The organism is Negadavirga shengliensis, assembly GCF_042652345.1.
GTDB lineage: Bacteria > Bacteroidota > Bacteroidia > Cytophagales > Cyclobacteriaceae > Negadavirga > Negadavirga shengliensis.
This window is the reverse complement of sequence record NZ_JBHSJJ010000018.1, coordinates 44,256-56,780: the sequence shown is the minus strand read 5'-3', so window position 1 is coordinate 56,780 and position 12,525 is coordinate 44,256. Positions and strand designations below refer to the sequence as shown.

Here is a 12,525-nt window from a genome sequence, read left to right as displayed (position 1 = left end):
AGGTCGGGATAGCCTGTCCCAGCCTGCCCCTGCCTGCCCCGAACTCGATTCGGGGAACTTGTTTCGGGGAACTTGATCCGGGAGAATCTCGCATGTCCCCCCCCCCGATAGCTATCGGGGCTATCGGGGCTATCGGGGCATCCCTCTGTGTGGCGCTTGCGTCATGCTCGATTTCATATGGTTGGTTGGAAATTCCGGTTAATTCTATACCGCCTGTTTCGGGGATTGGCTGACCCGAACTTGTCGCTGTCGAAAAGACACCTGGGCAAGCTGGCGCAGTAACAATTTTGCTCAATTTTTTCATGGTTTTGATTTGTTTCAATCCCATGACAAGCGAAAGTCGTTTTACCCCTATGCCCCAATGAAAAATTTTGTTTCTGCAGCTATTCTCCCCTACTTGGTAACTGCTCCTATCTTTATTGGCACAAACTGCAAACTTTTTGACGCCATTTGCCAAAATTCCTGACGATGCAGCAAAGTAATTTTGCTGTATGGAAAAGATATCAAACTACAAACGAACGCTCGGAATTATTACAATTTCGGCAGGCATTGTTTCAGCAGCCTGCATTTTCCTGGGAGCATATGCCGTGGAATACAATTTTGAAGCTTTCAGCGAGCCCACACTTATGCTGCAGTATGTGCATAATCACAAAGAAGCCTATTGGTTTTTGCTGCTTGATATGGCAGGCTATTACCTGCTCTTATTGCCGGTTATATTTTACCTGCACCAGCAATATCAATATCAATCTCCCTGGGTACCCTTATTCACTTTCTCCGGTTTGGCATATGTACTCACCGGAGCGATCGGGGCAGCAATGCTTGCCTCCACCTGGCCGGATTTAATGCAACAATACAGCACGGCGCCCGAAGTAGAGCAGCATGCCATTGTATTGGCGTTTAATACCCTCACACACCTGGTAACAAAAGGACTTTGGAACATGCTGGAAGTGCTCTTTGCCGGAACCTGGTGGATCGGCTTTGGCATCATGCTGAAAAGGGACAGTAAAACAATAGGGCTTTTATCCGTCACAGCGGGCACAGCTTGTTTAGTGGATTCCGTAGGGACCATGGCAGGATGGAAGATCATGTCGGAACTGGGGGTGAACTTATACCTCGTGCTGGGGATTGTATGGCCGATTGTCTTAGGTATCCGCCTTATACGCCAATCCGCTTTCCCGACTGCGTTTCATGCTCCCACCACTTCATCTTATATAAAAAATCAAACTCATGCTAAAGTTTAGAAAAATAGTCCAGTATGCCGTTACCACCAGCACCCCGAAAGAGTCAACGGCCTTTGGGCGATACCTGGCCACTACCTGTCAGAGTTGTCACCGGCAAGACCTGAAAGGTGGAGCGCCAATGGCACCGGGGTATCCGCCGGTGCCTGACATCAGTGCCACAGGGGCGCCCGGCAAATGGAGTCAGGCGGAATTTATTGCCACCCTAAGGAGCGGAAAAACACCGGAAGGCAAGGCGTTGCGCAACGAGTTTATGCCCTGGCAAAATATAGCGTACTTTTCAGATGACGAACTGCATGCCATCCGAAGCTACCTGTTAAGCGTTTACTAACGTCGTGTCAAACCTAACATTGACCTATTAATTCCTGTCAAAACATTCACCAAAAAACAAACAAATATGAAAACCAAAATCCTTTTCGCGACCCTTAATTTTGACGGTCATTTTAAGCCGCTCACCTCGCTGGCGAAACACCTGCAATCGCAGGGCTATGATGTACGCTGGTATACCGGAAAAATGTACCGGCAATACCTTGAGAAAATCAGTATTCCGCATTTTCCTTTTCAAAAAGCGCTGGAAATCACCCAGTCGAATATGGAGGAAGTATTTCCGGAAAGGAAGAAGCACAAAAGTATGGTATCAAAGCTGAAGTTTGATATCCGGGAGATGTTTATACGGCAGATCCCCGATCATGTAACAGATATCAACACCATTTACGAAGTATTCCCTTTTGACCTGGTGATCGCGGATTTGGCCTTTTCCGCCCTTCCGGTAATCAGAGAGACCCTTCATGTTCCCACCATCAGCGTGGGCATAACCCCATTGATGGCTACTTCCCGGGATCTGCCTCCTTATGGTATGGGCATTACGCCTTCCCATGGCTTTTGGGGCAGATACCGACAGCATTTGCTGAGACTTCTTTCCAGGACACTTATCTTCAGCGAAGGGGTTCGGGAAATGAATAAGGTATTGAGGTCTTACAGCTTACAATCCTTTGAAGGAACTGTCTTTGACATTCCGGTTCACCGCTCGGATCTATTCCTGCAAAGTGCTGTCCCCGGCTTTGAATATCCAAGAAGCGATATGAATAAAAATGTTCGTTTCCTGGGTGCGCTGCTGCCTTATAAAACAGAAAAGCAAGCCACGGTTTTTATCCGGCAGGATAAGTTAAAACAATACGAAAAGATCATTTTGGTGACCCAGGGGACGGTAGAGAAAGATATAAAAAAGATCCTGATTCCTACATTGGAGGCCTTCAAAGACTCCCCCTATCTGGTGGTAGCTACTACCGGAGGGTCGCAGACCAAAGCGTTGCAGGATCTTTATCCTCAGGAAAACTTTATCATCGAAGATTTCATTGACTTTAACTACATCATGCCTTATGCGGATGTATTTGTGAGTAACGGTGGTTATGGCGGTGTGATGATGTGCATATCCCATCAACTGCCTCTGGTAGTCGCCGGAATCCATGAGGGTAAAAATGAAGTGAATACCCGTGTGGGATACTTCAAATTGGGAATTAACCTGAAGACAGAGAATCCTTCATCTGAACAAATCCGCAAAAGCGTGGTAGAAGTGCTGGAGAACCCCGGTTACAAGCAAAATGTCAGACGGCTTTACGAAGAGTTCCAACAGTACAACCCGCCAACGTTATGCGAATATTACATAGAGGAACTTCTCCATAAGCATGCTTCATCGAAGAAACAGCTTGCATCTCAGCCTAAAGCCCATGCTGTATAAAGCTAAACACTTTTGTCCTGCCTGTTGCGATAGGTCTTAGGCGTGGCACCGGTCCATTGGCGAAAAGCCCTCTGAAAAGCAGCCTGGTCAGCATAGCCCAGACGGTCGGCTATTTCCCCAACCGTCAGGCTTTTGGACAACAGAAGATTACGCGCCAGTTCTTCTTTAATCGATTCACTTTCTACACGAAAGCTTGTATTTTCTTCCTGCAGTTTACGCTGCAGGGTACGGGGGGTAAGATGCAGGCGTTCCGCCACTTCTTCCAGTGTGGGAAATGAAAGCCTGCTGAGTTCCAGGATAAGCGTTCGCGTCTGTTGGAGGAATGAATGGCTTTCTTCCCCGAGCTTCTGCTGCAACATGTTGATGAATACCTCATTCAGGGCCTGGTTATAGCCTATAATGCGCCGCTGCAGATCCTGTCTGGAAAAGATGAGCGCATTGCAGGATTGATTGAAAAGCGGTCTGCACTTCAGGATACGCTCATGGTCCCTGGTATCGGCAAAACGGGGATAGCGGTAGTAAACGCGCAGAGGCCACAATTGAGAACCGGTCAATAGCCGGAGAATATGCAAGGTGCCCGCAAAAGAAATGTCAACACTTTGCCTGGCTGTTTCGGGCGATAGATCATTCCACACGGATACCGGCTCGCATAGATATACGGCCTCATCAGCGGTCAATTGTATGCCGAAACGATATAGGCGGCTGAAAGAAGCCGTGTATTGCTGCAGATGATGCAGGGCCGTCAGCAAATCTTTGCTGCTTTCCATCAGGTAGCCCGTTATGCCAAGAACACTGACTGTTGTCCGCTCACCAATATGAAGACCCAGGTTAGGGTCACCGGAAAGTTGCAGGGAAGCGTTCATCAGCGCACAATTCTGCTCCAGGGAAAGTTTCATATCCGGATTATCCAGATCGGCAACCGTGATGCCACCCTGAGCGCAAATTTGTCGCAGCTCATCCCGGTTTCGGGCCGCGCCTAAAACAATATTGCGTAAGATGGGCATGCTTACCCATAGTGTTTGCATAAAAACGAATCATAAACAGGTAATAAAAATAAACTAAAATAAATCCAGAAACAATTTAGTTTGCAGTGGGATCTCAACGGTTTTCTCCCTAAATCGCCAACAAAACCAATCATCATCCGCACGTTCAACGCTGAAATGCCGGCAATTCTGTTCCTTACTGGTGGAATCACAGCTGCGGAATTTTTCATATCCATTCGTTGGAACCTGGTCCGGCAAAACTCCCGTCCTTTTTAAGGCAGTAGTTCATACCAGATCTCTATTTCGTACCCGTCAGGGTCTTTAAAAAAGATATAGGGCGAACCGGGGACAAATTCACCTTTGTTGACGATCTGTCCGCCTGCTTTTAATATCTTCTTTTCCATTACTAAAATATTTTCCGCTTTGCGAAGCCTGAACCCGAAGTGCACAATGCCTCCAGATTTTCCGTCTACTTTCTCCTTTTTTTCAAACACGAGAATATCGTGAGAACCGGGTGTGGTAAGTTGAATAAAATCTGCTTCTTCATACATCGTTTCCATGTCAAACACCGCCTGATAGAAATTCTTCGTTCGGTTTAGGTCTTTTACTGCCACAGCAATATGTGTCAGCCCATAGGTAGGGGGATTTCCAGTGCCTGTCATTATGTTATCTATTATGTTGGATAATGTTATTGTCCGGAATGCCGGGAGATAACTTCAAAATCAGGTCGTTTCGATGTTCGTTCAGCGATGTTCCCCCTATCCGGTCTGTACGTTAAAACAAGAGCCCTTCATTATATTTTGAAACTAATGGCGTGGCTATTTTCTTAAACTCATTGAAAGTCGCATCTTACCCATCCAGTATATAAATATGCCCCGTGACGGAGATCATTTTTTCAGGGGTCTGGGGTCCAGCCCTTTTCAATATTGCCCGTCAAACTACTTATAAACCGGATCATTTGTCCGCCATCAACAACATCATGGTCCAGTAAAACCGTCATTTTTAGCATTTCCCTGATTTCGATTTTATCATTAACGACGATTGGTTTTTTTGAGATTCTTCCTATTCCAAAGCAAATCGGGTGAACTGATATCGGTATAAACCAACCATCCGCGCGTCCCATCATGCCGACGGAGGTAATGGCCACATTTCCCATTTTACCATAGGCAAAGTGAGGATGGCTTATCAGATAGCGCCAAAACAAACGTCTGATAGATCCCGGAAGAATGTAGTAAAATCTTTCCAACTTATTTGATTTTCTGTGAAGAACAATATCTTTTCCGGTTAAATTCTGATTTTTAGCTTCGTCTATTTCCTCTTGAATGGACTCGATACTTCTTTCATTGGTCTTCTCGATGATTAAGGGCATGGGGACTTTTTGCCCATTTAAATCCTTTTCCACCGCCATGGATATGTTTATATCGTTAAAAATGATGGGCGTTCTTTTTCCCTGAAGGTAGGCAGCCACATTTTCATAGTCCCGTATGCTATTGCTTATCATTTTTACCAGCCACGCTGTAAATGATACCTTGTTTCCCTCCTTTTTATACTGTTTAATCTTTTGCCAACTTTCAGACACATCAACTTCTATCAATGCCACAATATGATGTCTTTTAAGCCCGATGGCACAAACATCATTAGTGGCAATTCTCGATTTTGGGAAACGTTTTATTTTAAAGTCAGCCATCTAAGGTGTTTATTTTGCATGACAGACTATCGCACTGTAAAACGGGCCATAATGAATCGTCCAAACAGAAAGGGAAAAATGCAAGCTGTTTTTTGTCCCTTCCTTGTACAAATCCCCTTATTTTCTAACCACATACCAGTTATTTTGAATATCATGGGCAAGTTTATTGGTCTGGATAGAGGTGAACCCTGCTCTCGATAAATATTCCTTGGTTTTTTCTTCTCCCCACATGGCGCCAAGCCCTTCACCATCCTGAGCCAGCGATACGGTCATGCAGTGCATACATGAGATGGTGTAAAGAAATGTACCTATGGGATGTTCCTTATCCTTCTCGAGATGACCGGTCCCGCTAATGTCCTGCATCAGATAAATTCCATCAGGTTTTAATGAACGGCAAATCCCTTTCAAAACATTCAGCGGCTTCCCTTGGTCATGTATCGCGTCAAAAGTTGTAATAAAATCAAATTCTTCTTTTGGTGCAGACTGGTGAAAATCCGATAAATCACGGACAATAAACTCCACATTCTTTACGCCTTTTGTAAACGCTTCAGACCTGGCTTTTGAAACAGCTTCCCCTGATAAGTCCATTCCGGTAAAATGTGAATCGGGAAACAGGGAAGCGAGCTTATTGATGATTTTTCCTGAGCCGCACCCCACATCAAGCATTTTTATTCCGGCCTTTAGCTTGCCGGTCAGCCCTGGAACAAGCGGCAGAATATGGCTCTCCAGGGAGGATAAAACTGACTGACCGCTGTCTTCTGCCATTACCTCATGAAAACGGTGAAACATATCATAAGGAAGCCCCCCGCCATTTTTGAAACACTCCAGAATGTCATCCTCCACCCTGCCCAATACAGCGACATATTGCGTAAATACGGCAATGTTATCAGCGCCTGCTTTTCTGGTAAGAAATGCAGCATGCTCAGCAGGCAGAAGATAAGTGTTTGCCGCTGCATCATATTCGATTACACGGCCGGTAACCATTGCCCCGAGCCATTCCCTGACGTACCGTTCGTTGAGTTTTGCGCTGTCAGCAATTTCATGTGAAGTCGCAAAATCCATTTCAGCCATCGTATCAAACAGTCCTGAACGATGTCCAAGCGAGATCATAAGTGACAGCGAACCGCTGTTCAACGTATCAATTAACGACCCAGCAAAATTTTCTGCTTTAAGGGTGTCGAATTTTTGCATGTTCTCCATGTTCTTTATATTATATTTGGTATCGGTTTTTTACACGCAATGGATTGGATACGGCTCGTTGCGGAATGTTTGCTTGACACTGTGTTGCCGTAGGTGAAAGATAACAAATTGCAACGGATTTTTGGTAAAAAATTCAGCCGCCGGGAGCTACGGAGCCATGGGCACGCTGTTCTATTTTTACCATTCGGTCGTACACCAGTTGTACCGCTCCCGATTTAAATCGTACCGCAAGGGGTTCGCTGGAAAAATTTTTAATTGGAGAAGAAGGGTATAGTTGTTTTATCAATATTTTTGATATATTCACCCTGGATTTTTGCAGATTACTGTGACTTTCTATAGGTGAAAGGTATAAAGTTACCACTTTTACCCCTAATCAAATTGAATTTTAATTTTATGATTTTTAAGAAAGGTTTGATCCTGGGTGTTCTTTTTACGTCAATTCTTTTGGTGACGTTGGGAGGGGCGTTATTTGCACAGAATGACAACAGGGTACCCTTCAGGCATAGGGTGGGCAATCCTGCCCCCGAAGGAAATCTGTTCCGTATCCGAGGTGACTTCACCATCATAGGAAACACAAACCTTACCTTGGCAGATTATCATGAATCCGGTGACAACTCACTTAATGAAATGATTTTTGTAGATGTCGACAAGGATTCCACGACCTTCAATTCCTCCTCGGCCACCTTGATGTTTTCGCAGGAAAACGGGGCTGACCCTTCCTGTACGGAGATTCTTTATGCAGGTTTATATTGGTCAGGAAGAGCTGAAATGGGTGCGGGGATGACTTTTGACAGGACTGATGAAAGCATACCGGGAATTCCTCAAGAGATCAACGGAGAGATGCAGAAAGTGTTGGCGTTTGAAAAAGTAAACTACACATCTTATTTTCTGGACGTCTATGGTGATTATGATTCAGATGATTTGTTATATCCGGTTTTCATATTAGGGTCTAAGACAGGTGATGAAGATATTATATTCCGGTTTATGAACAGAGGGGACGATAAGGTACAGTATTCCATCGGGGATCAAGAATGGCAGTCTGTTGGTAATTTGAAGATCGCTACATCGGATGGCGTGACTACCGCTACATTTGATCCGATTATATTTTCAGACGGGGAAATAAGTTTCACCATTGACAATTTGTCGAGATCAGCTGGTACCGATTCCGAAGATTATAGACAGGAAGACAATTCGCTGCAGATTATTGCTTCCGGTATTTATACACCGCCTCATACTGTAACTTTCGACAAGCGGAAAGTAAAGCTCAAAGGGCCGGGGGCTACAGCCTATACAGAAATTACAGCATCGGGTAACAGTATCTTGTTCCCCCATGAAGATTTGAAGGAAATGTATGTTGGTTATGCAGATGTAACCGACTATGTCAGAAACAGTGGTACAGGAACCTATACCGTTGCCGATTTGGCCTTGGCTGAAGGGATGGGTGACAATACAGGGTTTTATGGCCATTGGGGATTAATCGTTGTGTATCAAAACTCCAAAATGCATTGGCGGGATGTGACGATTTTTGACGGCTATTCCTTTGTTCAGTCATTGGACGGTGAGGAGCACACAGGTGAATTTGGAATTGACGGGTTCGGGGCAGTAAAACAAGGCCGGGTGGATTTAAAACTAGGCGTAATGGCCGGAGAAGGTGACCGGTCGATTGAGGGGGATTTTCTGGAAATTATAAACCAAAACGGAGAGTGGACCCGGTTATATCATCCATTGAACTCTACAACCAATTTTTTTAATTCTTCTATATATACACCTGTCCGAAACGAAGAGGGCGGGCTGGTAGAGAATCCACGAAACCCATACCTGTTGAACAATACAGGCATCGATATCGTCTTATGGGACATTCCCAATCCAGATAATTCTATTATTGCCAATGAACAGACTTCCACCCGGTTTCGGTTTGGAACCAAACAGGATATATATAGTATTTATGCTTTTGCATTTTCGGTTCGGAGTTATTTACCCGTGATTCAGGCCATTAATCAAATCGAAAGTATAAATAGCGAAGCCCCGGGGGAAGATCCTTCAGTAAAACCGGGACAGGAAATTACCTATAATTTGGAAATCAGAAATCTTGGGGAAGAGGCTACAGAACAGACCCGTGTTGTAATTCCTGTTCCGCATACAACTACCTTTGTGAGTGCCATTACGATTCCTTCAGGATACGGTGACCTGACATTTGATCCTGATATGGGCCTGGCTGGCTCTATTATTTGGGATATGGGGGAAGTACCACTTATGGCTGACCCCAATGAATTGATAGCTACCCTTCAATATACTTTGAAGATAACGGAGGACTGCTTTGTATTGGCAAACAACAACTGTGAAACAACCGTCGCAACTCACGGGAATGTATCCGGAGTAGGAAGTATCTCCGAAAGTATGTTCTCTAATATCCCTTTTATACAGGGGGCTTTGGAAGGGACGTGTTCAGGTGAGGAGATTCCTGGATCTTTGGAAATACCCATCACTGGCCGGGCAGAGTTTGCTGAGACTCATTGTTCTGGATACGAGCATTTTTCAGGATTGGGTAATATAGAATTGCCTGATTTTTGTCAAAGAGATGCACCTGTAGATTTGCTCAGCATTATCCCACCCAGCCGGGAAGGTTATACGGTGTACTTCTTTACGCAAGAAACAGGCGGTTCCCCCCTTTTCAATTACCAGGTCAACACAGCTGTACCTGGAACCGAGCAAGTCTGGGTATCGGAAGGCCCCACCGGTTCATGTACTGGATTTCGCGTTCCTTTATTGATTAATGTGTTGCCCCGCCCCCCTGCTCCTTTTGTGTCTGATTATATGACTTGCAATTCTTCGGGGTACGTGAGTTATACCGCAAGCCCTTTGACTGAATATAGATTGCTTTATTATCAGGATAATGACCCTACGAGCGAGCCATTGGATGCTGTTCCCCAAGTGGATATCAGCATCCCCGGAGAATTTTCTGTATGGGTAAGTCAATATAGGGATGGAGAGTGCGAAAGCTTGCGTAAGGAAGTAAAGATCGTTGTAGAAGATTGCAGTTTAAGACCGGCCATTCAGGTAGTAATGACGCCTGACGTGGACAATTTCAGAGACGAGGATGAGGTAATTACGTACACCATTGTGGTGGAGAATATCGGTGGAGTTCCATTAGTGGAGGTCAGTGTATTTGAGTATCTAACGAATGGGGACTGGACTATCCCGATGCTTGAGCCATCCGGAAAAAAAACATTCACCACAACTTATGTCGTCAATAATTATGATTTGCAGTATCGCGTGATTTCAAATTCCGTACATGCTGAAGGATTTGACAGCGGCGGTGTTTTTGTAAACGACTTTGACACATCGGAGATTATAGCATTTCCACCGGGATTTTTGGATTATGAAATTTCCGTGTATCCCGCAAATTGTTTGGCTGATGGAGATGCATTGGGAATAATTGACATTAGCTTTCAAAACGGTTCACAGAGTGGGGGCTATGATTTGGTCAGAGAAGAAGACGGTCATGTATTTACTGAATATTTCGAAGATAAGACTTCTGTAAGGATTGAAGTTCCGCCGGGGGAGTACAAGTTGACAATTTTTGATGTCCGGGTAATAGGCCATGCCGTGCCCGGAATATATAAGGTAGAAAAAAGTGAAAATGCAGACTTCACCGTTCCAATGGAAATTACGGCATGTATGCTTTATCGGTTAGCTCCAGAGACCGAATATGCATTGGCATTTAGGCTAAAAGGCCCGGACGGATCAAATATACCACCGGATGAAAATAGCTTTTTCGATCTCATCGAAACGGGAACATACACTATTACAGGTATAGATCCATTAGGGATCCGTTGTCCTGTAGAAAAAACTTTTCAGGCAACTATAAATCACCCTTCGGAGCTGGACCTGGAGACCATGCCCTTTTGTAGTGAGGATGTTTTTACAACGATTCATTTACTCCACGATACTGATGGTTTCTTGGTGAAGTGGTATAGAGTTGAATCACAGGGTGAACTTCACCTCAGTGAGTTCGATGACAGTCCGGTGTTTCTGGTCCAGGAAGATGGGGAATATGAGGTGACGTTGACAAATGAGGAGGGATGTATAAGCGGGAAAGGCCGTATACAAGTGGCTCAGTCCTTTACAGAACCTCCTCACCTAAATAACTTATACACCATTTGTCCAGCCAAAAATGTGAATGTGTCCATCGAACCCGGAAGTGATTTTATAGCATGTAGCTGGTATCTGGATGGTGTGGAGGTCAGCAATTCCCTTGTATTTGTTCCTGTTGGGGCTGGTTTATTCAGCCTTGTGGCAAAAGACAGGCAGGGGTGTGAATTTTTTGTTGATTTTGAAGTCGAGTATAAATGTGATCCTAGCATACGTTATCCAAATGCCATCAGACCAAACGTCCCGGATAAAGCTTTTATCGTCTACCCGGATAATCTGACCGAAGAACTGGAAGTATTTATACAAAACCGGTGGGGAGAACTGATCTATTATTGTGAAGACAAAAGTCCCAGCTTCGGCAAACCTTCAACCTGCATTTGGGATGGCACGGTCAATAACAGGGCAGTAATCAACGGTGCTTATTTGGTAATTATTCGTTATAAAATCAAAGGGGAAGACTTGATTATAACAGAAAAAGGCCTGATTACTGTAGTGGATTAGGCAGCTTCTTTTAGACCTGAAAGAAGCATTTCCGGAAGGTGTGGCCCCTAAATCACCATTGAATGTGAGCAGTGCCGGCGTAGGTGTTTTTTACTAAACCTGAATTATTGATGTTATACACGGAGTTTATGACTGGGACGCTCATCTGTTCTTTAAATACCCTCAATCAAATTGCTGCTACTCAAGTCAGGTACCCGTTCATGTAGCCGAAATTTCCTGAATCCCGGTTCTTGCTCCTTTGAATTCTTTATGCCGGTTTGTATCGCAGCTCACCTCATCCTCTTCCAATGCCCCTATCCGGTTTTTTTGAGGAAAAAAAGTTATTCCGGGGTAAATGACGTCACATATGAATAGCCTGCCTCGTCTTTGAACTGACCCAAAAATTTGATAAAATAAAATCTGAAAGACAATGATGAATACGGCAATTAAAACAGACCCGGCCCAGACCGGACCCCGGTTCAGCCCTATCGAAAAACCTAAATCCCTCAAACTGAAAATGGTTTATTGGTTTATAAAAAGAAAACTCGGCAAAGTCATCACCCCGGTCAAGGTCTTTTATCCCCGCTTTCCCGAGGCGTTGGGTTTGGCGGGTGAACTTGGCAAGCTTCACAACCGGTTCACCATCCCCCCGAGACTTCAACATCTTATCAGCATATATACAGCCACAATGAACGGATGCGCCTTTTGTGTGGACATAGGTAAAGCATCTGCAAAACAAAAGAAGTTGAATCCCAGCATATTTGACGACCTCCTGCGGTTCGAAGAAAGCGGGGGGTTCACCGCTGCGGAAAAGGCAGCCCTGGCTTATGTGGATGAAGTGAACCGCAACAAGCATGTATCCGATGCCATTTTTGATAGACTTCAACGCTATTTTAGTGAAGAGGAGATTATTCAGATCACCCTGCTCAATGCCATCGAAAATTTGTATAACTTGATGAATGCGCCGTTGAATATCGGGTCGGATGAACTGTGCGAGTTGATGAGTTCCCAATGAAACGGTAGACGGTTTTCAATCACCTGATGACG

9 protein-coding genes are annotated in these 12,525 nt (G+C 44.7%); 5 read left to right on the top strand and 4 right to left on the bottom strand.

Features of this window, described 5'->3' with window-relative positions; all coding sequences use genetic code 11:
- The first annotated feature begins 491 nt into the window (after positions 1-491).
- The 3 genes from ACFPFU_RS22360 to ACFPFU_RS22350 all read left to right on the top strand — a co-directional run bounded on the left by ACFPFU_RS22360 (position 492) and on the right by ACFPFU_RS22350 (position 2,976).
- Positions 492-1,241: a hypothetical protein gene (locus ACFPFU_RS22360; RefSeq protein ID WP_377068338.1), complete on the top strand. Its 750-nt coding sequence runs from the start codon at positions 492-494 to the stop codon at positions 1,239-1,241.
- Positions 1,228-1,569: a c-type cytochrome gene (locus ACFPFU_RS22355; RefSeq protein WP_377068336.1), complete on the top strand. Its 342-nt coding sequence runs from the start codon at positions 1,228-1,230 to the stop codon at positions 1,567-1,569. Before ACFPFU_RS22360 ends, ACFPFU_RS22355 begins: the two co-directional genes overlap by 14 nt.
- 66 nt (positions 1,570-1,635) lie before the next feature.
- Positions 1,636-2,976, top strand: coding sequence for a glycosyltransferase (locus ACFPFU_RS22350; RefSeq protein ID WP_377068334.1), 1,341 nt, complete (start codon positions 1,636-1,638; stop codon positions 2,974-2,976).
- A gap of 2 nt (positions 2,977-2,978) precedes the next feature.
- Here ACFPFU_RS22350 and ACFPFU_RS22345 read toward each other — a convergent pair whose 3' ends face one another.
- From ACFPFU_RS22345 to ACFPFU_RS22330, 4 genes are all read right to left on the bottom strand, one after another.
- Positions 2,979-4,001 carry an AraC family transcriptional regulator gene (locus tag ACFPFU_RS22345; RefSeq protein WP_377068332.1) on the bottom strand — a complete coding sequence of 341 codons (1,023 nt, stop codon included), beginning with the start codon at positions 3,999-4,001 and terminating at the stop codon, positions 2,979-2,981.
- Positions 4,002-4,231: 230 nt separating this feature from the next.
- Positions 4,232-4,621: a VOC family protein gene (locus tag ACFPFU_RS22340; RefSeq protein WP_377068330.1), complete on the bottom strand. Its 390-nt coding sequence runs from the start codon at positions 4,619-4,621 to the stop codon at positions 4,232-4,234.
- Positions 4,622-4,854: 233 nt separating this feature from the next.
- On the bottom strand, positions 4,855-5,646 hold the full coding sequence (locus ACFPFU_RS22335) for a 2-oxo acid dehydrogenase subunit E2 (protein ID WP_377068328.1): 792 nt from the start codon (positions 5,644-5,646) through the stop codon (positions 4,855-4,857).
- 117 nt (positions 5,647-5,763) lie between these two features.
- Entirely contained in the window at positions 5,764-6,846 is a 1,083-nt protein-coding gene (locus ACFPFU_RS22330; protein ID WP_377068326.1) for a class I SAM-dependent methyltransferase, read from the bottom strand.
- Positions 6,847-7,239: 393 nt separating this feature from the next.
- On the opposite strand from ACFPFU_RS22330, the gene ACFPFU_RS22325 reads away from it, so the two are divergent.
- Positions 7,240-11,499: a DUF7507 domain-containing protein gene (locus ACFPFU_RS22325; RefSeq protein WP_377068324.1), complete on the top strand. Its 4,260-nt coding sequence runs from the start codon at positions 7,240-7,242 to the stop codon at positions 11,497-11,499.
- Positions 11,500-11,908: 409 nt separating this feature from the next.
- Complete coding sequence (locus ACFPFU_RS22320; protein WP_377068322.1) at positions 11,909-12,493, top strand: carboxymuconolactone decarboxylase family protein; 585 nt, start codon at positions 11,909-11,911, stop codon at positions 12,491-12,493.
- The last annotated feature ends 32 nt before the right edge of the window (positions 12,494-12,525 follow it).

Coding starts and splice junctions, on each gene's coding strand:
- ACFPFU_RS22360 (WP_377068338.1), top strand. CDS start 492: ATGGAAAAGATATCAAACTACAAACGAACGCTCGGAATTATTACAATT.
- ACFPFU_RS22355 (WP_377068336.1), top strand. CDS start 1,228: ATGCTAAAGTTTAGAAAAATAGTCCAGTATGCCGTTACCACCAGCACC.
- ACFPFU_RS22350 (WP_377068334.1), top strand. CDS start 1,636: ATGAAAACCAAAATCCTTTTCGCGACCCTTAATTTTGACGGTCATTTT.
- ACFPFU_RS22345 (WP_377068332.1), bottom strand. CDS start 4,001: ATGCAAACACTATGGGTAAGCATGCCCATCTTACGCAATATTGTTTTA.
- ACFPFU_RS22340 (WP_377068330.1), bottom strand. CDS start 4,621: ATGACAGGCACTGGAAATCCCCCTACCTATGGGCTGACACATATTGCT.
- ACFPFU_RS22335 (WP_377068328.1), bottom strand. CDS start 5,646: ATGGCTGACTTTAAAATAAAACGTTTCCCAAAATCGAGAATTGCCACT.
- ACFPFU_RS22330 (WP_377068326.1), bottom strand. CDS start 6,846: ATGGAGAACATGCAAAAATTCGACACCCTTAAAGCAGAAAATTTTGCT.
- ACFPFU_RS22325 (WP_377068324.1), top strand. CDS start 7,240: ATGATTTTTAAGAAAGGTTTGATCCTGGGTGTTCTTTTTACGTCAATT.
- ACFPFU_RS22320 (WP_377068322.1), top strand. CDS start 11,909: ATGATGAATACGGCAATTAAAACAGACCCGGCCCAGACCGGACCCCGG.